This is a genomic window from Streptomyces sp. NPDC002130, assembly GCF_040296465.1.
Lineage (GTDB): Bacteria > Actinomycetota > Actinomycetes > Streptomycetales > Streptomycetaceae > Streptomyces.
Map to the genome: position 1 here is coordinate 1 of NZ_JBEOXI010000057.1, position 18,634 is coordinate 18,634.

At 70.6% G+C, this 18,634-nt stretch carries 20 protein-coding genes and 1 pseudogene; 12 read left to right on the forward strand and 9 right to left on the reverse strand.

Annotation, left to right across the window (positions count from 1 at the left end; genetic code table 11):
- Positions 1 to 100: 100 nt before the first annotated feature.
- Positions 101 to 1,984 carry a sulfatase-like hydrolase/transferase gene (locus ABT116_RS13750; protein ID WP_502983861.1) on the forward strand — a complete coding sequence of 628 codons (1,884 nt, stop codon included), beginning with the start codon at positions 101 to 103 and terminating at the stop codon, positions 1,982 to 1,984.
- A 1-nt stretch (position 1,985) separates the two neighbouring features.
- On the opposite strand, the gene dusB is transcribed toward ABT116_RS13750, so the two are convergent.
- Positions 1,986 to 3,119, reverse strand: a complete 1,134-nt coding sequence (dusB, locus tag ABT116_RS13755; protein ID WP_351632128.1) for a tRNA dihydrouridine synthase DusB — start codon at positions 3,117 to 3,119, stop codon at positions 1,986 to 1,988.
- A gap of 78 nt (positions 3,120 to 3,197) precedes the next feature.
- On the opposite strand from dusB, the gene ABT116_RS13760 reads away from it, so the two are divergent.
- The 3 genes and pseudogenes from ABT116_RS13760 to ABT116_RS13770 all read left to right on the forward strand — a co-directional run bounded on the left by ABT116_RS13760 (position 3,198) and on the right by ABT116_RS13770 (position 5,432).
- Complete coding sequence (locus tag ABT116_RS13760; RefSeq protein WP_351632130.1) at positions 3,198 to 4,643, forward strand: MFS transporter; 1,446 nt, start codon at positions 3,198 to 3,200, stop codon at positions 4,641 to 4,643.
- 194 nt (positions 4,644 to 4,837) lie between these two features.
- Positions 4,838 to 5,154, forward strand: a pseudogene (locus tag ABT116_RS13765) (hypothetical protein); the annotation flags it as partial.
- Positions 5,155 to 5,225: 71 nt separating this feature from the next.
- Positions 5,226 to 5,432 carry a hypothetical protein gene (locus ABT116_RS13770; RefSeq protein WP_104780685.1) on the forward strand — a complete coding sequence of 69 codons (207 nt, stop codon included), beginning with the start codon at positions 5,226 to 5,228 and terminating at the stop codon, positions 5,430 to 5,432.
- A 25-nt stretch (positions 5,433 to 5,457) separates the two neighbouring features.
- On the opposite strand, the gene ABT116_RS13775 is transcribed toward ABT116_RS13770, so the two are convergent.
- Entirely contained in the window at positions 5,458 to 6,051 is a 594-nt protein-coding gene (locus tag ABT116_RS13775; RefSeq protein ID WP_351632135.1) for a TetR/AcrR family transcriptional regulator, read from the reverse strand.
- Positions 6,052 to 6,076: 25 nt separating this feature from the next.
- Positions 6,077 to 7,081, reverse strand: coding sequence for an aldo/keto reductase (locus tag ABT116_RS13780; protein ID WP_351632138.1), 1,005 nt, complete (start codon positions 7,079 to 7,081; stop codon positions 6,077 to 6,079).
- Between the two features lie 317 nt (positions 7,082 to 7,398).
- Between ABT116_RS13780 and ABT116_RS13785 the strand changes: the two genes are divergently transcribed.
- Positions 7,399 to 8,502: an endonuclease/exonuclease/phosphatase family protein gene (locus tag ABT116_RS13785; RefSeq protein WP_351632139.1), complete on the forward strand. Its 1,104-nt coding sequence runs from the start codon at positions 7,399 to 7,401 to the stop codon at positions 8,500 to 8,502.
- A gap of 71 nt (positions 8,503 to 8,573) precedes the next feature.
- Here the strand turns inward: ABT116_RS13785 and ABT116_RS13790 are convergent, their stop codons facing one another.
- Complete coding sequence (locus ABT116_RS13790; RefSeq protein WP_351632142.1) at positions 8,574 to 9,956, reverse strand: glycine--tRNA ligase; 1,383 nt, start codon at positions 9,954 to 9,956, stop codon at positions 8,574 to 8,576.
- Positions 9,957 to 10,127: 171 nt separating this feature from the next.
- Here ABT116_RS13790 and ABT116_RS13795 point away from each other — a divergent pair, with 171 nt between their 5' ends.
- Genes ABT116_RS13795 through ABT116_RS13810 form a run of 4 tightly spaced genes read left to right on the forward strand, consistent with a single transcriptional unit; the run spans position 10,128 to position 13,258 of the window.
- Positions 10,128 to 11,090, forward strand: a complete 963-nt coding sequence (locus ABT116_RS13795) for a metal ABC transporter substrate-binding protein (protein ID WP_351632145.1) — start codon at positions 10,128 to 10,130, stop codon at positions 11,088 to 11,090.
- Between the two features lie 20 nt (positions 11,091 to 11,110).
- On the forward strand, positions 11,111 to 11,878 hold the full coding sequence (locus tag ABT116_RS13800) for a metal ABC transporter ATP-binding protein (protein WP_351632148.1): 768 nt from the start codon (positions 11,111 to 11,113) through the stop codon (positions 11,876 to 11,878).
- Positions 11,878 to 12,780 (forward strand): metal ABC transporter permease, encoded by a 903-nt coding sequence (locus tag ABT116_RS13805; RefSeq protein ID WP_351632150.1) that lies wholly within the window; start codon positions 11,878 to 11,880, stop codon positions 12,778 to 12,780. Before ABT116_RS13800 ends, ABT116_RS13805 begins: the two co-directional genes overlap by 1 nt.
- Before the next feature lie 58 nt (positions 12,781 to 12,838).
- Positions 12,839 to 13,258, forward strand: coding sequence for a Fur family transcriptional regulator (locus ABT116_RS13810; protein ID WP_351632152.1), 420 nt, complete (start codon positions 12,839 to 12,841; stop codon positions 13,256 to 13,258).
- Positions 13,259 to 13,476: 218 nt separating this feature from the next.
- Here ABT116_RS13810 and ABT116_RS13815 read toward each other — a convergent pair whose 3' ends face one another.
- The 5 genes from ABT116_RS13815 to ABT116_RS13835 all read right to left on the reverse strand — a co-directional run bounded on the left by ABT116_RS13815 (position 13,477) and on the right by ABT116_RS13835 (position 17,012).
- On the reverse strand, positions 13,477 to 14,865 hold the full coding sequence (locus ABT116_RS13815; RefSeq protein WP_351632154.1) for an MFS transporter: 1,389 nt from the start codon (positions 14,863 to 14,865) through the stop codon (positions 13,477 to 13,479).
- 61 nt (positions 14,866 to 14,926) lie between these two features.
- Complete coding sequence (locus ABT116_RS13820) at positions 14,927 to 15,760, reverse strand: isoprenyl transferase (RefSeq protein WP_351632157.1); 834 nt, start codon at positions 15,758 to 15,760, stop codon at positions 14,927 to 14,929.
- Positions 15,761 to 15,820: 60 nt separating this feature from the next.
- Complete coding sequence (gene recO, locus ABT116_RS13825) at positions 15,821 to 16,567, reverse strand: DNA repair protein RecO (RefSeq protein ID WP_003990109.1); 747 nt, start codon at positions 16,565 to 16,567, stop codon at positions 15,821 to 15,823.
- Positions 16,568 to 16,593: 26 nt separating this feature from the next.
- Positions 16,594 to 16,809, reverse strand: coding sequence for a hypothetical protein (locus ABT116_RS13830; protein ID WP_030836519.1), 216 nt, complete (start codon positions 16,807 to 16,809; stop codon positions 16,594 to 16,596).
- Positions 16,806 to 17,012: a hypothetical protein gene (locus ABT116_RS13835; RefSeq protein ID WP_351632161.1), complete on the reverse strand. Its 207-nt coding sequence runs from the start codon at positions 17,010 to 17,012 to the stop codon at positions 16,806 to 16,808. Before ABT116_RS13835 ends, ABT116_RS13830 begins: the two co-directional genes overlap by 4 nt.
- A gap of 116 nt (positions 17,013 to 17,128) precedes the next feature.
- On the opposite strand from ABT116_RS13835, the gene ABT116_RS13840 reads away from it, so the two are divergent.
- From ABT116_RS13840 to ABT116_RS13850, 3 genes are read left to right on the forward strand one after another with little or no spacing between them, the layout of a single operon-like run.
- Positions 17,129 to 17,962, forward strand: a complete 834-nt coding sequence (locus ABT116_RS13840) for a helix-turn-helix domain-containing protein (RefSeq protein ID WP_351632163.1) — start codon at positions 17,129 to 17,131, stop codon at positions 17,960 to 17,962.
- Positions 17,944 to 18,150, forward strand: coding sequence for a DUF397 domain-containing protein (locus tag ABT116_RS13845; RefSeq protein ID WP_351632166.1), 207 nt, complete (start codon positions 17,944 to 17,946; stop codon positions 18,148 to 18,150). The genes ABT116_RS13840 and ABT116_RS13845 overlap by 19 nt, the downstream gene beginning before the upstream one ends.
- A gap of 38 nt (positions 18,151 to 18,188) precedes the next feature.
- The gene (locus tag ABT116_RS13850) at positions 18,189 to 18,629 is read left to right on the forward strand and encodes a GNAT family N-acetyltransferase (RefSeq protein WP_351632168.1); all 441 of its coding nucleotides are present in this window, start codon (positions 18,189 to 18,191) and stop codon (positions 18,627 to 18,629) included.
- Positions 18,630 to 18,634 lie beyond the last annotated feature (5 nt).

Genomic DNA, 18,634 nt, shown 5'->3' on the forward strand with positions numbered 1-18,634 from the left:
GGCGAAGCCCTCGATCGCGGAGCCGTCGAAGCCGATGCCCTCGTCGAAGGCCTGCTCCAGCTCGGCCGGGGCCACGGCGACGGACTTGAGGAACCTCCGGGTGCCTGTCTTCACACGCTTCAGCGAGTCGTCGCAGCCGGGCGACGGCGTGCCCGAGGCCGGGACCGAGACCGAGACGGAGGGCGGGGGGCAGGGGGAGGGCGAGAGAGAGGGGACGGCGGCGGCGTCCGACCCGGCCCCGGCCGCCTCCACCCTCCGACGCCGCTTCACCCGCCTGCGCGCCCGGGCCGCCCGAGCCACCGCCCTCGGGCGCCGGCCGGCCCGCCTCAGCACGTGGCGCACCCGCCACCCCCGTGCCGCCCGCGCCGTCCACCTGGCCACCACCGCCCTCGCCGCCGTCCTGGTCCTGGGCGCCCTGCTCCTGCCCAACACGCTCCCCGCCCTGAAGGCGGCCGGCTTCGCGCGGATCCCGGCGGAGGCGGTCCTCGGGGCCGTCGTCGTCCTGGCCCTGCCGCGCCGGCCCCGGCTGGTGGCTGCGGTGCTGTACGGGCTCGGCCTCACCGCCCTGACCACGGTGAACCTGCTCGACATGGGTTTCAACGAGTACCTGGGCCGGGGCTTCAACGCCGCGCTCGACTGGGATTTGCTGCCCGACGCGCAGGCGTACGTCGAGGACACGCTCGGCGGGGGCGTCGCGACCGCCGCCGCCGTCGGGGCGGTGGTGCTCGTGCTGCTCGTGGCGGCCGTCATGGTCGCGGCGTCGGTCCGGCTCGCCGAGGCGCTGGCACGTCACCGGATACGGGCGTCCAAGGGCGCCCTGATCGCCGGCACCGTCTGGGTCGCCTGCTCCGCGCTGGGCCTGACCCTGTTCGGCGGGCCGATCGCCTCCGAGCGCGGGGCCGGGGCCCTCAAGGTGCACGCCCAGCGGACCGTGGAGTCGCTGCGGGACGAGGCGGCGTTCGTGCGGCAGTCCAAGGCGGACACCTTCGGCAACACTCCGCCCGCTGAGCTGCTGCCCGACCTGCGCGGCAAGGACGTGATCTTCACGTTCATCGAGAGCTACGGCCGCAGCGCCGTCGAGGACCCGATCATGGCCCCCGGCGTCGACCGCACTCTGGACGCCGGCACCGAGGCCCTGAAGAAGGCCGGCTTCGACGCCCGCAGCGGCTGGCTGACCTCGGCGACGTACGGCGGCAGCAGCTGGCTCGGCCACTCCACGACCATGTCCGGCCTGTGGATCGACAACCAGCGCCGCTACCGCACGGTCAGCGCCGGCGACCACCTCACCCTCACCAAGGCGTTCCAGAAGACCGGCGCCTGGGACACGGTGGGCGTCATGCCGGGCGTGCAGAAGGGCTGGCCGGAGGAGAAGTGGTACGGCCTCGACAAGCTCTACGACGCCTTCGACCTGGGCTACCGGGGCCCCAAGTTCAGCTGGTCGACGATGCCCGACCAGTACGCGCTGGAGGCGTTCCAGCGGCAGGTGCACGGAAAGAAGCGGGACAAGCCGCTGATGTCGTTCGTCATCCTGACCTCCAGCCACCAGCCCTGGGCGCCCATCCCCGAGATGGTCGGCTGGGACGAACTCGGCGACGGCTCGGTCTTCGACGCCATCCAGAAGGCCGGCAACAAGGCGTCGGACGTCATCACCGACACCACCAAGTCCCGTCAGGAGTACGGCAGGTCCATCCAGTACTCGGTCACGAGCCTCACCCAGTGGCTGCAGCGCTACGGCACCGACGACACCGTCCTGGTGTTCCTCGGCGACCACCAGCCCATCGCCCGGGTCAGCGGGAACCACGCCTCGCGGGACGTACCGGTGTCGATCGTCGCGAAGGACCCCGAGGTCCTGGACAAGGTCGCCGGCTGGAAGTGGACGGAGGGGCTGAAGCCGGACCGCGACGCGCCCGTCTGGAAGATGAGCTCCTTCCGGGACCGCTTCCTGAAGGCGTTCGGCTCCACCCCGCGCCCCTCGAAGGGCTGATTCAGCCGCCGGACGTGTCCAGCTCGGCGTCCTCGCCGACCCCGGCGCAGTCGTAGGGGTCCTTCAGCCAGCCGTCCGGCAGCACCACCCGGTTGTTGCCGGAGGTACGGCCCCGGGGCCCGTCGGCGCCGGCGGGCCAGGGCTGGTCGAGGTCCAGCTCGTCCAGGCCGGAGCGCAGCTCCTGGAGCGAGGAGGTGATGGCGAGGCGCTTGCGCATCTCGGAGCCGACCGCGAAGCCCTTCAGGTACCAGGCGACGTGCTTGCGGAAGTCGACGACGCCCTTGGACTCGTCGCCGATCCACTCTCCGAGCAGGGTGGCGTGCCGGACCATGACGTCGGCGACCTCACGCAGGGCGGGGCGGGCGATGTCCTCGGTGCGGCCCTCGAAGGCGGCGACCAGGTCCGCGAACAGCCACGGCCGCCCCAGGCAGCCGCGGCCCACGACCACCCCGTCGCAGCCGGTCTCGCGCACCATCCGCAGGGCGTCCCCGGCGGACCAGATGTCACCGTTGCCGAGCACCGGGATCTCCGGCACGTGCTCCTTCAGCCGGGCGATGGCGTCCCAGTCGGCGGTGCCGCCGTAGTGCTGGGCGGCGGTGCGGCCGTGCAGGGCGATGGCGGTGACGCCCTCCTCGACGGCGATCCGGCCGGCGTCGAGGAAGGTGATGTGGTCGTCGTCGATGCCCTTGCGCATCTTCATCGTCACGGGCAGGTCGCCGGCGCCGCTGACGGCCTCGCGCAGGATGGCGCGCAGCAGGTTCCGCTTGTACGGCAGCGCGGAGCCACCGCCCTTGCGGGTGACCTTCGGCACCGGGCAGCCGAAGTTCAGGTCGATGTGGTCGGCGAGGCCCTCCTCCGCGATCATGCGGACGGCCTTGCCGACGGTAGCGGGGTCCACGCCGTACAGCTGGATCGAGCGCGGCGTCTCCGTCGCGTCGAAGTGGATCAGCTGCATGGTCTTCTCGTTGCGTTCGACCAGCGCCCGGGTGGTGATCATCTCGCTGACGAACAGGCCCTTGCCGCCGCTGAACTCTCTGCACAGGGTGCGGAAGGGCGCGTTGGTGATCCCGGCCATGGGGGCCAGGACGACAGGGGGCCGGACGGTGTGCGGGCCGATCTGGAGGGGCGTGGACATGCCTCCATTGTGCCGTGCAATGAGATGGCAAAATTCATTAGTTAGCCACACTATCGAAATCGGCGTACGATGGGCCGCATGCCCGAGCTCAGCCCCCGCCGCCGCATGCTGGTGCTCGCGATCTGCTGCATGAGCCTGCTGATCGTGAGCCTGGACAACACGGTCCTGAACGTGGCCCTGCCGTCCATGCAGCAGGACCTGCACGCGAGCACGTCGGGTCTGCAGTGGACGATCGACGCGTACACGCTCGTCCTGGCCTCGCTGCTGATGCTCGCGGGCTCCACGGCCGACCGGATCGGCCGCAAGCGGGTCTTCATGGCGGGCCTGGTCGTCTTCACGATCGGCTCGGTGCTGTGTTCGCTCGCGCCGAACCTTCAGGCGCTGGTGGCGTTCCGGATGGTGCAGGCGGTGGGCGGCTCGATGCTGAACCCGGTCGCCATGTCGATCATCACCAACACCTTCACCGATCCGCGCGAGCGGGCCCGGGCGATCGGTGTCTGGGGCGCGGTCGTGGGCATATCGATGGCCGCGGGTCCGCTGGTCGGGGGCCTCCTCGTCGACTCCGTCGGCTGGCGCTCCATCTTCTGGATCAACCTGCCGGTGGGCCTGGCGGCCCTGCTGCTCACCCTGCGCTTCGTCCCCGAGTCCCGCGCGCCTCGCGCCCGCCGCCCCGACCCCGTCGGGCAGGTGCTGGTGATCGCACTGTTCGGCTCACTGACGTACGCGATCATCGAGGCGCCGAGCACCCCGTTCCGGTCCATCGCGCCCCTGGCCGCCGTCGCCCTGGCCGCCCTGGCCGGGCTGCTCCTGCACGAGCCGCGCCGCAGGGAACCGCTGATCGACCTGCGCTTCTTCCGCTCGGCGCCGTTCAGCGGGGCGACGGTCATCGCGGTCAGCGCCTTCGCCGCGCTCGGCGGCTTCCTGTTCCTGTCGACGCTGTACCTGCAGAACGTGCGGGGTCTGACCGCCCTGGAGGCGGGTCTGTGGATGCTGCCGATGGCCGTCCCGACGTTCCTGTGCGCGCCGCTGTCGGGCCGTCTGGTGGGCACGCGTGGTCCCCGCCTGCCCCTGCTGATCGCGGGCCTGGCGATGACGACGAGCGGTGTCCTGTTCGCCGCGTTCGAGGCGGAGACCTCGAACGTCACGCTCTTCGCCGGCTATGTCCTCTTCGGCGTCGGTTTCGGGTTCGTCAACGCGCCCATCACCAACACGGCGGTCTCCGGCATGCCACGCGCCCAGGCGGGTGTCGCGGCGGCGGTCGCCTCCACGAGCCGCCAGCTCGGGCAGACGCTGGGGGTGGCCGTGGTGGGCGCGGTGCTCGCCTCGGGCGTCGGCGCGTCCTCGTACCGGGAGACGTTCGTGTCCGCGGCGCGGCCCGGGTGGTGGATCCTGGCGGGGTGCGGGTTCGCGGTGCTGGCACTGGGAGCGGTGACGAACGGACGGTGGGCCAGGGGCACGGCCGAGCGGGCCGCCGCGAAGCTCGAGTCGGCGGAAGTGCGGGACGCCGCCGGGGTCCGTGTCTGAGCCGACGGCGTCTTCACGGCCGGTCGACGATCTGGTGGTGGTCCGCGCAGGGACGCCCTCAAGTAATCACAACGGCCGGGCACGGCCCCGTCGTGCGGACGGCGGCCGGCTGTGGGCCGGCCGTCGCCTGCCGGTGTGAACGGCCTGCCGGGCCACGGCGATCGCGTGCAGCTCCTCCAGCCGCTCGCGGGGTGGTCGCCGGTGGGGGCAGGCGCTGCCAACTCCCCGCCATCCACCGGGCGGTCCTCTCCGAGGTGCCGCCCGCCCGCGCCGGTGCCGGCAGCGGTGTGACGATCACCACCCGGCAGTCGGCGCCGACCCTCGGTGTGGCGACCCTGGGCCGCTGCTCCTGTCCCTGGGACCGGGGATGGCCTGCGGGACGCCCTGGTCGTGACTCTGCTGGTGCATCTGCGGTGTCGTGCTGACCGGCGTGCTGAGCCTGCGGCTGCCCCGCAGCCTCGCCCGAGGTCGCTCACAGCCTGATAACCCTCTTCCGGGGAAACCCTGTTGATGCCGGTCTTGCTGCACACTCCTTGCTGCGAGCAGACCGGGACGGCGGATTTTCTCGACGCGGGAGGGGTCATGGCACAGATCGACACGAGCAAGGTCAGCCGGTGGGACCAGCACGGCCGGGAACACGTGGTGCGGGTGCACCGGACGGGTGTGCAGCGCACGATCAGATGCGACACCTGCGGCTGGCACAGAGGCGCCCAGTTCCTGCCCTGGCTGAAGGCGGAGGAGCATCTGCTGGAGGCCCACCAGGCCACCGTGGATCCGACGGCGGCCTAGGCTCGGGTCGCTGACGTGCCGGGGACTACGGCGCTCGTCGCAGCCCCTGCACCAGCAGGTCGACGACCGCCGCGAAGTCGGCCTCGGTGCCCGGCTCCTCCCACTCCCTCGCGTAACAGGGGTCGTGGAAGCGGCCCGTGGCCTGGAAGACCGCGCGGGCCGATGCCTCCGGGTCGGTGGCGGCGAAGTCGCCCGTCTCGACGCCGGCCTGGATGATGCGGGTCAGCTGTGTCTCCAGGTCGGTGATGTGCTCGCCCACCGCCGTGCCGTTCTCGTCGGTGAGGACCATGTACGTGGCGAACAGCTCCGGGTCCTCGCCCGCCTTGCGGCGCTTGGCGGCGAACAGCGCGGCGAGCCAGTCCCGCAGCCGGTCCTCCGGCACACGGTCCGCGGCGACGATCCCCGACAGCTGCCCGGAGGTGCGGTCCAGCCAGCGCTTGGTGACCGCCTCGCGCAGGGCCGCCTTCGTCCGGAAGTGGCGGTAGACGCTGCCGTGGCTGACGCCGAGCGCGCGCGCCACGTCCACCACGGTGGCCTTGGCCGGGCCGTGACGGCGCAGCACCTCCTCGGTGGCCTCGAGGATGCGCTCGGCGGTCAGAGTCTCGCTGGTCGGTGCCATGCCCTGACCGTACCCGGAGCCCGGTTCAGCTCTCGAGGTGTGCCATCTGGGCCGCCGGGTAGCGGTCGCCCGCTGCGGCACCGGCCGGTACGGCCTCCTCGATCGCTGCCAGGTCGGTCGGCTCCAGCGTCACGTCCAGCGCGCCCAGCGCCTCCGTGAGCCGGTCGCGGCGGCGGGCGCCGACCAGGGGCACGATGTCCTCACCGCGGGAGAGCACCCAGGCGATCGCGATCTGCGCGACGCTGACGCCCTTCTGCTCGGCGATCTTCCGCAGGGCCTCGACGAGGTCCAGGTTGTGCCGGAGGTTGTCGCCCTGGAACCGCGGCGACATCGCCCTGAAGTCGCCCGCGCCGAGCTGCCGGTCCGCGGTGAAGTGGCCGGAGATCAGGCCGCGGGAGAGCACGCCGTACGCCGTGATGCCGATGCCCAGCTCGCGGACGGTGGGCAGGACCTCGTCCTCGATGCCGCGGGATATGAGGGAGTACTCGATCTGGAGGTCGGACACGGGGGCGGTGGCCGCCGCACGGCGGATCGTCCCGGCGCCGACCTCGCTGAGGCCGATGTGCCGCACATAGCCCTTCTCGACGAGTTCCGCTATCGCGCCGACCGTCTCCTCGATCGGCACGTCCGGGTCGAGGCGGGCTATGCGGTAGACGTCGATGTGGTCGACGCCGAGCCGCTGGAGGGAGTAGGCGGCGAAGCTCTTCACGGCGGCGGGACGGCCGTCGTAGCCGAGCCAGCTGCCGTCCGGGCCGCGCAGGGCGCCGAACTTCACGCTGACCAGGGCCTGTTCGCGCCGGGCCGCGGGGGCGGCGCGCAGGGCCTCGCCGATCAGCATCTCGTTGTGACCCATGGCGTAGAAGTCGCCGGTGTCGAGCAGGGTGACGCCCGCTTCGAGCGCCGCGTGGATCGTCGCGACGGACTCGGTCCGGTCCGCCTCGCCGTACAGGGCGGACATGCCCATGCAGCCGAGGCCGAGGGCGGAGACCTGGGGGCCTGTGTTTCCGAGGGGGCGGGTTCGCATCGTCATGCCCTCCACCATGCCATGACAGCTGACAGATTTCAATATCTGTCAGCTGATACTTGTCAGCGGATCCTGTGCGCCGTGGCCATCAGCCTCGCCCCAGCGCCGCGAAGGACGTCGCGAAGCCCCGCCGTCCGCAGCACCGCGTGCGGCTGACCGGAGCTCAAGAACTGCGGTGGCTCCTCACCCCAGGGACCTCAACGGCCCCACCGCTCGACACACTTCACAGGGGCTCCGACAATGGAAGGGCCGGTGAGCGGTCTCCCCGGCGGCGCCCGCCCACCGGTCGCGCGGAACTCCTGCGCCGCCCGAGGGAGCGCGCCATGACGATCCGTATCGCCACCTTCAACACGGAGAACCTCTTCCGCCGCCCCAAGGTCTTCCGCCTGCCGGACGACGAGCAGCGTCGCGAGATCCTCGACGACTACGCCGAGCTGGTGTCCCTGCTGGAGAAGAAGACCTACGACGACGTCACCAAGGTCCGCATCGCCGAACTCCTCAAGAAGCACCGCGTTCACGACTCCCGCAAGGACAGGCCGTTCTTCGTCAACGAGACGCGCGGCAAGGACACTCTGTTCGAGACGACGGGCAGCGGCGAGAAAACCAGGTTCACGATCGTCGCCAAGGGCCGCCCGGCATGGACCGGCTGGGTGGAACTGGTCCGTGACGACCTGGACTGGGAGGTCGTGCACAACACCGGCCGGGTGATCGCCGAGGTCGACGCCGACATCCTGCTCACGGTGGAGGTGGAGGACCGCACGACCCTGCGCCGGTTCAACGAGCAGGTGCTGGGCGCCGACCTGAAGAAGACGCCCTACCCCTACGACATGGTGATCGACGGCAACGACCCGCGCGGCATCGACGTCGGGATCCTCAGCCGCCACCCGATCACGTCCCTGCGGTCCCACGTCTTCGACCCCGACCCCGACCGCCCGGGCAAGTACCTCTTCAGCCGGGACTGCCCCGAGTACGAGATCCAGATCGGCGGGCCGCCGCTGTGGCTGCTCGGCAACCACCTCAAGAGCCAGAGCGACGACAACCCGGAGCTGCGCATCGCGCAGGCCCGGCGGGTGGCGTCGATCTACCAATCCGCCCTGGAACGCTCCCCGCACGTCATCGTGGCCGGCGACCTCAACGACGAACCGTCCAGCGAGGCGATCCGTGCCCTGCTCGGCACGGGCCTGCGGGACGTGATGAGCCACCCGGAGTACCGGGGCACCCCGGGCACCCACGGGACGGGCAAGACCGAGAGCCAGAAGCTCGACTACCTGATGCTGCCGCCACCGCTCTGGGACCAGGTGCAGCACGTGGAGGTCGAGCGGCGCGGCGTCTGGGCGCCCTCGACGATCAAGTCCTTCCACTCGGTCACCTCGAAGTGGAACCGCGCGTCGGACCACGCTGCCGTCTACGTGGACCTGGACATGTGAAGCCGCCGGAACGCACCGGTGCCGGGCCCCTCCGAGGAGGGACCCGGCACCGGCCTACATCCGAGAAGCGATCAGCAGCCGATCAGGCGGGCCGCCAGGTAACCCTCGATCTGGTCGAGGGAGACGCGCTCCTGCTTCATCGAGTCGCGCTCGCGGACGGTGACGGCGTTGTCGTCGAGCGTGTCGAAGTCGACGGTCACACAGAACGGCGTACCGATCTCGTCCTGGCGGCGGTAGCGGCGGCCGATGGCGCCGGCGTCGTCGAACTCGATGTTCCAGTTCTGCCGGAGCGCCTGGGCGAGGCCCTTGGCCTTCGGGGACAGCTCCGGGTTGCGGGACAGCGGCAGCACCGCGACCTTCACCGGGGCGAGGCGCGGGTCGAGGCGCAGCACGGTGCGCTTCTCCATCTTGCCCTTGGCGTTGGGGGCCTCGTCCTCGATGTAGGCGTCCAGGAGGAACGCCAGCATCGCGCGGCCGACACCGGCCGCGGGCTCGATGACGTAGGGGGTCCAGCGCTCGCCGGCTTCCTGGTCGAAGTAGGTGAGGTCCTGGCCGGAGGCCTTGGAGTGGGCACCGAGGTCGTAGTCGGTGCGGTTGGCGACGCCCTCGAGCTCGCCCCACTCACTGCCGCCGAAGGAGAACCGGTACTCGATGTCGGCGGTGCGCTTGGAGTAGTGGGAGAGCTTCTCCTTCGGGTGCTCGTACCACCGCATGTTCTCCTCGCGGAGGCCCAGGCCGGTGTACCAGTTCCAGCGCTGCTCCATCCAGTACTCCTGCCACTTCTCGTCCTCGCCCGGCTTGACGAAGAACTCCATCTCCATCTGCTCGAACTCGCGGGTGCGGAAGATGAAGTTGCCGGGCGTGATCTCGTTGCGGAAGGACTTGCCCATCTGGGCGATGCCGAACGGCGGCTTGCGGCGCGAGGTGGTCTGCACCTGCGAGAAGTTGGTGAAGATGCCCTGGGCGGTCTCGGGGCGCAGGTAGGCGACGGAGCCGGAGTCCTGCGTCGGGCCGAGGTGGGTGGACAGCAGGCCCGAGAACTGCTTGGGCTCGGTGAACTGGCCCTTGTTGCCGCAGTTGGGGCAGTTGATGTCGGCCAGGCCGTTCTCCGGGGCGCGCCCCTTCTTCTCCTCGTAGGCCTCCTCCAGGTGGTCCGCGCGGAACCGCTTGTGGCAGGAGGTGCATTCGGTCAGCGGGTCCGTGAAGGTGGCGACGTGACCGGAGGCGACCCAGACCTCGGGGGCCAGGATCACGGACGAGTCGATGCCCACGACGTCCTCGCGCGACGTCACCATGTAGCGCCACCACTGGCGCTTGAGGTTCTCCTTGAGCTCGACACCCAGGGGGCCGTAGTCCCAAGCGGCGCGCTGACCGCCGTAGATCTCACTACAGGGGAATACGAAGCCACGGCGCTTGCTCAGGCTGACGATGGTGTCGATCTTGTCGGCGGCCACGGTGCTCTCTTCATTACGACGACGGGCGACGAAGCGAGTTGCTTCCAGCGAATGCTTCAGGTTACCGGCGGGGACGCCCCCTCAATCAAATCGCTCCCCCTCCGGCGACCTCAAGGGCCTGCTCAGACGATTTGTTGACAACCGTTTCCATATTTGTTGAAAATGAGTGTCATGAACGTACGACGACGCCTCATACCCGCCGCCGCGGCCGCCTCTCTCGGCCTCGGCGCCCTGACCGCCTGCTCCAGCGACAGCGCGGCGACGGGCAACACGGACAAGTTCGACGTCGTCGCGTCGTTCTACCCCATGGCGTTCCTCGCCCAGCAGATCGGCGGCGACCACGCGAACGTCACCAGTCTGACCGAGCCCGGTCAGGAGCCGCACGACCTGGAGATCAGCACCAAGCAGCGCGCGCAGCTGGAGGAGGCCGACGCGGCGCTCTACCTCAAGGGCCTTCAGCCCGCCGTCGACGAGGCCGTCGGCCAGACCGGCATCAAGACCAAGATCGACGCGGCCACGCTGACCCACCTCGAGGACCACGGCACCGGCGGCCACACCCACGAGGGCGAGGAAGGCCACTCCGAGGAGGCCCACTCCGACGAGGAGGAGCACGGCCGCGACCCGCACGTCTGGCTCGACCCGGTGAAGTACGCCGAGATCGCCCAGGGCGTCGGCAAGGCCTTCGAGAAGGCCGACCCGGACCACGCGGCCGACTACAAGAAGAACACCGAGGCCCTGGTCACGAAGCTGAAGGGTCTCGACGGTGACTTCGAGAGCGGTCTGAGGAACACGAAGACCAAGGTCTTCTTCACCAACCACGCCGCCTTCGGCTACCTCGCCGAGCGCTACGGTCTCACCCAGGAGGCCATCTCCGGCATCGACCCCGAGAGCGAGCCCAGCGGCGCCCGGGTCCGGGAGCTCCAGCAGGAGGCGAAGGCCGACGGCGTCACCACGGTCTTCTACGAGACACTGGTCTCCGACAAGACCGCGAAGACCCTGGCCCGCGACGCGAACCTCAGGACCGACGTCCTCGACCCGCTCGAGGGCATCACGGACCAGTCCCGCGGCGACGACTACTTCCAGGTCATGGAATCCAACCTCAACGCCCTGCAGAAGGCCCTGGGAGCCAAGTGATCGACCCATCGGAGGACGGCATGACCGAGCCCGTCGTATCCCTGCGCGGCGTCCGCGCGGACCTGGGCTCGCGCCCCGTGCTGCGCGGCATCGACCTCACCGTGCGCCGCGGCGAGGTCGTCGCCCTGCTCGGCGCGAACGGCTCGGGCAAGTCGACGGCCGTGCGCAGCGTCATCGGCCAGGTGCAGACCGGCGCCGGCGACATCGAGCTGTTCGGCACGGACCGCAGGCGGTTCCGCGACTGGCACCGCGTGGGCTACGTCCCGCAGCGCACCACGGCCGCCGGCGGCGTGCCCGCCACGGTGACCGAGGTGGTCTCCTCCGGCCGCCTGTCCCGGGCCCGCTTCGGCGTGCTGCGCAAGGCCGACCACGCGGCCGTACGGCGCGCCCTGGACCTCGTCGGCATGGCCGACCGGGCCAAGGACTCGGTCGACGCCCTCTCCGGCGGCCAGCACCAGCGCGTCCTGATCGCCCGCGCGCTCGCCTCCGAACCCGAACTGCTGATCATGGACGAGCCGATGGCCGGCGTCGACCTGGCCAGCCAGGAGGTCCTCGCGCACACCCTCACCGAGCAGGTCTCCCAGGGCACGACCGTGCTGCTCGTGCTGCACGAACTGGGCCCCCTGGAGCCCCTCATCGACCGGGCGGTCGTGCTGCGCGACGGCTGCGTCGTCCACGACGGGCCGCCCCCGAAGGCCGTCGGCCAGCACGCGCTGCCCGGCCACGACCACGTACACCCGCACGCGCCGGCGGGCGCCGAACCGATCCGCACGGGACTGCTGAGCTGATGGACTTCCTCGACTACGCCTTCATGCAGCGGGCCCTGCTCGCCGCCGTCCTGGTCGGCATCACCGCCCCCGCGGTGGGGATCTACCTGGTCCAGCGCCGCCAGGCCCTGATGGGCGACGGCATCGGCCACGTGGCGATGACCGGCGTCGGCCTGGGCTTCCTGCTGACCTGGTCCCCGGTGTGGATGGCGACCCTCGTCTCCGTCCTCGGCGCGGTCCTCATGGAGCTGATCCGCTGGTACGGCAAGACCCGCGGCGACATCGCCCTCGCGATGCTGTTCTACGGCGGCATGGCCGGCGGTGTGATGTTCATCAACCTCGCGCCCACCGGCTCCAACGCCAATCTGACGTCGTACCTGTTCGGCTCGCTGTCGACGGTGTCCCAGTCGGACGTCACGGCGATCTGCGTGCTGGCCGCGTTCGTCGTCCTGGTCACCCTCGGCCTGCGGCGGCAGCTGTTCGCGGTCAGCCAGGACGAGGAGTTCGCCCGGGTGACGGGGCTGCCGGTGCGGGTGCTGAACCTGCTGACGGCGGTCACCGCGGCCGTCACGGTGACGGTGGCGATGCGGGTGGTCGGGCTGCTCCTGGTCAGTGCGCTGATGGTGGTGCCCGTGGCGGCCGCCCAGCAGATCGCCCGCAGCTTCGCCGCCACCTTCGTGATCGCCGTGGCCATCGGTGTGAGCGTGACGATCGGCGGCACCGTCACCTCGTACTACCAGGACGTGCCGCCCGGCGCGACGATCGTGCTGCTGACCATCGGCGCGTTCATCGTGCTGACGGCGCTCGCGGCCCCGCTGGCCCGCCGCCGCGCCCGAGCGCGGGCGGCAGCGGACGGCGCGGCCGACCCCGGGGAGTGCACGATCCCGGGCAGCCGCCGGGCGGCCGACGAGGTCGGCGTCTGACCGCCCCCACCCCGGGCTGGCACAATGGCCCGGGCAAGGCAGACGTGAGGAGGCAACGGTGACGACCGCTGGACCGTCCGTGAAGGGCCGCGCCACCAAGCAGCGGGCCGCTGTGGCGGCGGCCCTGCAGGAGGTCGACGAGTTCCGCAGCGCGCAGGAACTGCACGACATGCTCAAGCACAAGGGCGACTCGGTCGGGCTCACCACGGTCTACCGCACCCTGCAGTCCCTCGCCGACGCCGGTGAGGTCGATGTCCTTCGCACGGCCGACGGCGAGTCGGTGTACCGGCGTTGCTCGAGCGACGACCATCACCACCACCTCGTGTGCCGCGGGTGCGGCAAGGCCGTCGAGGTGGAGGGGCCGGCCGTGGAGAAGTGGGCGGAGTCCATCGCCGCGGAGCACGGGTATGTGAACGTGGCTCATACGGTGGAGATCTTCGGGACTTGTGCGGAGTGCGCGGGGGCCTCCGGCGGTTGAGCGGGTTTTCCTCCGCACCGTGGGGGTGAGGCTCCGTTGTCGGCTGCGGGTGTGTGGGGTGTGTTCGCGCAGTTCCCCGCGCCCCTGTGGCGTGCGTCGGCGGCTGCGGGTGGGGCGTGGCCTGTCGCGCAGTTCCCCGCGCCCTGAGGCGTGCGTCGGCGGCTGCGGGTGGGGCGTGGCTTGTCGCGCAGTTCCCCGCGCCCCTGAGGTCAGACCTCCTACGCGCCCCGGGCGCTCAGCCTGCGGCGGACGAGCAGCGACAGGGCCGAGGAGGCGAGGATCACGGCGCCGCCGGCCCGCAGGACGAGGTCGTAGGCGTGTTCCGGGCCGGTCTCCGGGGTGAGCGAGGTGATGGCCGCCGCTGTGGCCGCGAGGCCGATCGCGCCCAGCGTGACGAGGGCGGTGAGGACGACGCCCGAGGCCTCTCCGGCGCGGGCGGGTGAGACGACCTGCTGGGTGGCCACGCTGGCGAAGGTCCAGCCCAGGCCGAGCCCGAGCGCGCACCAGGTGAAGACGGGCAGGTAGACCCACCAGGACCAGGCCCAGCTCAGTCCGATCATGCCGGTGCCGGCGACGGCCCCGGCCAGGGCCATGACGCTGGTGGCGCGCATCCTGCCGGACAGCCAGGCGCCGATGGGACCGGAGCAGGCGACCATCACGGCCGGGGCGAGGAACACCGTGCCGGACAGGATCGCCGACAGGCCTCTCACCTGCTGCAACTGGAGCGTGGCGAGGAACACGGTGACGGCGTAGCCCATGTTGGCCACCGACCCCATCACGGTGACGAGGTCGAAGCGGATGTTGCGGAAGAGCCGGAAGTCGACCAGCGGATGCCGGCAGGTCCGCTCCCGCCGGACGAACAGGCCGCCCGCCACCACGGCGGTCCCGAACAGGGCGAGCGTGCGGGCGTGGTCCCAGCCCCAGGCGCTCCCCCGCTCCACGGCCAGGGTCAGGGCGGCCAGGCTCGTCACGACGGCCAGGCAGCCGGGCAGGTCGATCTGGCGCGGGGCGCTCTCGTCCCGCGAGTCGGGGACGTAGCGCAGGGCGATCAGCAGGGCGAGGGCGCTGAGCGGGGCCAGCAGCCAGAAGATGTACCGCCAGCCGGGCCCGTCCGTGAAGCCGCCGCCGACGAAGGGCCCGAGGGCGGTGCCGACGTTGGCGATCCCGAACATCGCCCCCAGCGCGCGGGCCCGGGTCTCCTCGGGAAAGGCGTTGGTGATCACGGAGACCGACACGGGAAAGATCAGTGCCGCGCCCGCGCCCTGCACGATCCGGGCCACGACGAGCACACCGAGGCTCGGCGCGAGGGCGCAGCCGACGGAGGCGGCGGCGAACAGCCCGGTCCCGGCCAGCAGGACCGGACGCCGCCCGAGGAGGTCGCCCAGCCGTCCCCCGACGATGAACAGGCAGCCCACGGCGAGCATGTACGCGGACAGCGTCCACTGCGCCGCGGAAACGGTCGTGTCCAGCTCGTCGGAGATGCCGGGGATGGCCAGGTTGAGCGCGAAGAAGTCCAGCTGGATGCAGAACAGGGCCAGCGAGGACGCGATGAAGGCCCCGGCCCGCCGGGTGGTCCGGCGAGGTGCGCTGACGGCCGCGGAACCCATGCCACCAGCACACCGCCGCCCTGGCCCGGCTGCCACCGGAAGGCCGCCGGGCCTCCGCTCGCTACGGCTGCTCGCCCTCCATGGCCAGCAGCTCCTCGTTCGGGATCGCCCCGCCGAAGCGGCGGTCCCGCGAGGCGAACTCCAGGCAGGCCCGCCACAGGTCACGCCGGTCGAAGTCCGGCCACAGCACGTCCTGGAAGACCATCTCGGCGTAGGCGCTCTGCCAGATCAGGTAGTTGGAGGTGCGCTGCTCGCCGCTGGGCCGCAGGAACAGGTCCACGTCCGGCATGTCCGGGTAGTACATGTACTTCGCGAAGGTTTTCTCGTTGACCTTCGACGGATCGAGCTTGCCGGCCTTCACGTCCGCCGCCAGCGCCTGCGCCGCGTCGGCGATCTCGGCCCGCCCGCCGTAGTTCATGCAGAAGTACAGCGTGAGCTTGTCGTTGTCCTTGGTCTGCTCCTGGGCGATCTGGAGCTCCTTGGCGACGGACCGCCACAGCTTCGGCATCCGTCCGACCCAGCGCACCCGGATGCCCAGCTCGTCGAGCTGGTCCCGGGTCTTGCGGATGAAGTCCCGGTTGAAGTTCATCAGGAAGCGCACCTCGTCCGGCGACCGCTTCCAGTTCTCGGTGGAGAAGGCGTACAGCGAGATGGCGCCCACGCCCATCTCGATGGCCCCCTGGAGCACGTCCAGCACGCGCTCGGCACCGACCTTGTGCCCTTCGGTGCGGGGCAGGCCGCGGTCCTTGGCCCAGCGGCCGTTGCCGTCCATGACGATCGCCACATGCTGCGGTACGAACTCCCCGGGGATCTTCGGGGGCCGCGCGCCGGACGGGTGCGGCTCCGGCGTCCTGTACTCCCGGCGCTGGCGCCCCAGGATCCCGCGTACGGCCATGTGTTTCTCGTCTCCTCGTGCTCGCTTGCTTCTGTGCTGCTCTGTTGTGCGCTGCTCGCGCTACTTCTCGACGTAGCGCAGGGAACGCAGCCCGCGCTCCATGTGCCAGTGCAGATACGCGGACACCAGCCCGCTGCCCTCCCGGACGTAGCGCGCCTCGCACGCGTCCGCGGTCTCCCAGTCTCCCGTCAGCAGGGCGCCGAGGAGCTCCAGGGCCTGGGGCGAGGGTACGACGCTGCCGGGGACACGGCAGTCCACACAGACCGAACCGCCCGAGGCGACCGAGAAGAACCGGTTGGGACCGGGCATCCCGCACTTCGCGCAGTCGGTGAAGCTCGGGGCGTAGCCGTTGACGGCGAGGGAGCGGAGCAGGAACGCGTCGAGCACGAGATGGGGTGCGTGCTCCCCCCGGGCGAGGGTCCGCAGTCCGCCGACCAGCAGCAGGTACTGCTGCACGGCCGGCTCCCCTTCGTGGTCGGTGAACCGCTCGGCGGTCTCCAGCATGACGGTCCCGGCCGTGTACCGAGCGTAGTCACTCACGATGCCGCCGCCGTACGGAGCGATGGTCTCACTCTGCGTACACAGCGGCAGCCCCCGTCCGACCAGCTCGCTCCCCTTGGCGAAGAACTGCACGTCGACGTGGGAGAACGGCTCGAGGCGCGCACCGAACTTCGACTTCGTCCGGCGCACACCCCGGGCCACCGCGCGTACCCGTCCGTGACCGCGCGTGAGCAGCGTGATGATCCGGTCCGCCTCACCCAGCTTCTGGGTGCGCAGCACGATGCCGTCGTCGCGGAACAGACTCATGGAGCCATTCTGGCAGGGCCGTCACGTCAAGGGACCTCACCCCTGCTGCGGGCGTTGGCGTACGCGGTGGCCGCGCGCAGCCGCTCGGCCGGGGTGGCGTGCCGGACGGCTCCGGGGTCGGCGTCCCACTCCCTGCCGCCCCCGTACGGCCTCAGCTGCACGTAGGGCCCCTCATGCCCCATCACGATGCCGATGCGGCCGCTGCGGGTGTCCACGACATAGGCGCCGACCGGCGGCTTCATCGCAGCACCGCCGCGAGCCGCCGGGCGGTCTCCACGGAACACCGGCCCAATTCCACGAGCGGACAGGGTGCCTCCCGCGCAAGACTCACCGGGTCGATCCCCAGTGACGGCAGGGTAATTCCCGCCTCGGCGAGTTCTGCCCGCAATTCTTTCACCACGTCCTCCGCTTCTTCGACGCAGAGCGCCGAGTGTCGTGCCTCCACCGTGCTCCCCTTCCTTTTGCGGTTTCACTCTTCGCATCACCACGGTGACGCTCCGCTCCTACACTCGGGAAGGGTCTGTGCCCTACAACTGCGGGGCAGCACAGAGGGGTTCGGTAATGGCCAACGGTTCTCGGCAGGCGGCGTGGGAGTTCTTCGGCGCGGAGCTCAAGCGGCGGAGGGAGGACGCGGGAATCACCCAGGTGGAGCTGGGGTCGCGGGTTTTCGTCTCCGGTGGATACATCGGCCAGTTCGAACAGGCCATTCGCAAGCCGCAGTTGGATGTGGCGCAGCGGATCGACGGGGTGCTGCAAACCGACGGTATTTTCGAGCGGTTGTGCAGGCAGCTGATTGACGACAGGCGGTATGCGGATTATTTCGCGAAGGCGGCAGAGCTGGAGGCGCAGGCTACGAAGATCTGCGAGTTCGCGCCCGCGCTGGTGCCGGGGCTGCTGCAGACACCGGCATACGCGAGGGCGGTCACGCTGGCGATGAACCCGTTCGCCCCGGACGAGTTCATCGACGAGAAGGTGTCGGGCCGTATGGAACGCGCAGGGATCCTCAAGGACGCTGCACGCCCCGTGTATTGGGTGATCCTCCACGAGAATGCGCTGCGCATCCCGATCGGCGGACCGGCCGTCATGGCGGAGCAGTTGGAGCACGTGGTGGCACTGGCGCGAGAGCGGACGGCGATGGCGCAGGTGCTGCCGTATGCGGCTGGGGCGTACGCCGTGATGACCGGCGATCTGCGCCTCATGGAGTTCGAAGACGCACCGCCGACGGCCTATACAGAAGCCGTGTATTCCGGGACCCTGCTGGACGATCCGGCCGTGGTGAAGCGCGCACAGTCGGCCTACGATCTGCTCAGGGCTTCCGCGCTGCCGCCGGAGGCGTCCCTGGGCCTGATCGATGCGGCGACGGAGGACTTCAGACGATGCGCGAACACGACCTGACCACCGCACACTGGCGCAAGAGCAGCTACAGCGACGGGAACGGCGGCAACTGCGTCGAGGTCGCCGACGGGATACCGGGGGCCGTACCCGTCCGGGACAGCAAGCTGGCCGACGGCCCTGTGGTGCTGGTCGGGGCGGATGCGTGGAGGGCGTTCCTCCGCAGTGTCGTGCTTCCACGAGCCGAGTGAAGGGCGTTGCGCAGGGCCTTTTCCTTGGGCCCTGGTCGATGCGTCCGGCCCGGCCGACGGACGTCGACGCGATAGCGGAACTGCGGGCGACGGTGATGCGCCCGGACTTGGAGCGTCTGGGCCGCTACGACGAACACCGGGTGAGGCGGCGTCTTCGGGACGGCTTCTCCCCGCAGCACACGTCGGTCATCACGGCCGCCGGCTCCTTCGCAGGCAGCGTGACCCTGCGCCCAGCCGAGGACGGCCACTGGCTGGAGCACTTCTACCTCAGCCCGGACGTCCAGGGCCAAGGCCTGGGATCGGCCGTCCTCCGAACCCTCCTGACCAGGACGGACACCGCCGCCGAACCCGTCCGCCTGAACGTCCTTCAGGGCAGCCCCGCCCGCCGTCTCTACGAACGCCACGGCTTCACGGTGGAGTCCCAGGACCCGATCGACGTCTTCATGCTGCGCCCACCACTGACGAAGGCCCGTGACTGAGGAAG

Coding starts and splice junctions, on each gene's coding strand:
- dusB (WP_351632128.1), bottom strand. CDS start 3,119: ATGTCCACGCCCCTCCAGATCGGCCCGCACACCGTCCGGCCCCCTGTC.
- ABT116_RS13760 (WP_351632130.1), top strand. CDS start 3,198: ATGCCCGAGCTCAGCCCCCGCCGCCGCATGCTGGTGCTCGCGATCTGC.
- ABT116_RS13770 (WP_104780685.1), top strand. CDS start 5,226: ATGGCACAGATCGACACGAGCAAGGTCAGCCGGTGGGACCAGCACGGC.
- ABT116_RS13775 (WP_351632135.1), bottom strand. CDS start 6,051: ATGGCACCGACCAGCGAGACTCTGACCGCCGAGCGCATCCTCGAGGCC.
- ABT116_RS13780 (WP_351632138.1), bottom strand. CDS start 7,081: ATGACGATGCGAACCCGCCCCCTCGGAAACACAGGCCCCCAGGTCTCC.
- ABT116_RS13785 (WP_351632139.1), top strand. CDS start 7,399: ATGACGATCCGTATCGCCACCTTCAACACGGAGAACCTCTTCCGCCGC.
- ABT116_RS13795 (WP_351632145.1), top strand. CDS start 10,128: ATGAACGTACGACGACGCCTCATACCCGCCGCCGCGGCCGCCTCTCTC.
- ABT116_RS13800 (WP_351632148.1), top strand. CDS start 11,111: ATGACCGAGCCCGTCGTATCCCTGCGCGGCGTCCGCGCGGACCTGGGC.
- ABT116_RS13805 (WP_351632150.1), top strand. CDS start 11,878: ATGGACTTCCTCGACTACGCCTTCATGCAGCGGGCCCTGCTCGCCGCC.
- ABT116_RS13815 (WP_351632154.1), bottom strand. CDS start 14,865: ATGGGTTCCGCGGCCGTCAGCGCACCTCGCCGGACCACCCGGCGGGCC.
- ABT116_RS13820 (WP_351632157.1), bottom strand. CDS start 15,760: ATGGCCGTACGCGGGATCCTGGGGCGCCAGCGCCGGGAGTACAGGACG.
- recO (WP_003990109.1), bottom strand. CDS start 16,567: ATGAGTCTGTTCCGCGACGACGGCATCGTGCTGCGCACCCAGAAGCTG.
- ABT116_RS13830 (WP_030836519.1), bottom strand. CDS start 16,809: ATGAAGCCGCCGGTCGGCGCCTATGTCGTGGACACCCGCAGCGGCCGC.
- ABT116_RS13840 (WP_351632163.1), top strand. CDS start 17,129: ATGGCCAACGGTTCTCGGCAGGCGGCGTGGGAGTTCTTCGGCGCGGAG.
- ABT116_RS13845 (WP_351632166.1), top strand. CDS start 17,944: ATGCGCGAACACGACCTGACCACCGCACACTGGCGCAAGAGCAGCTAC.
- ABT116_RS13850 (WP_351632168.1), top strand. CDS start 18,189: ATGCGTCCGGCCCGGCCGACGGACGTCGACGCGATAGCGGAACTGCGG.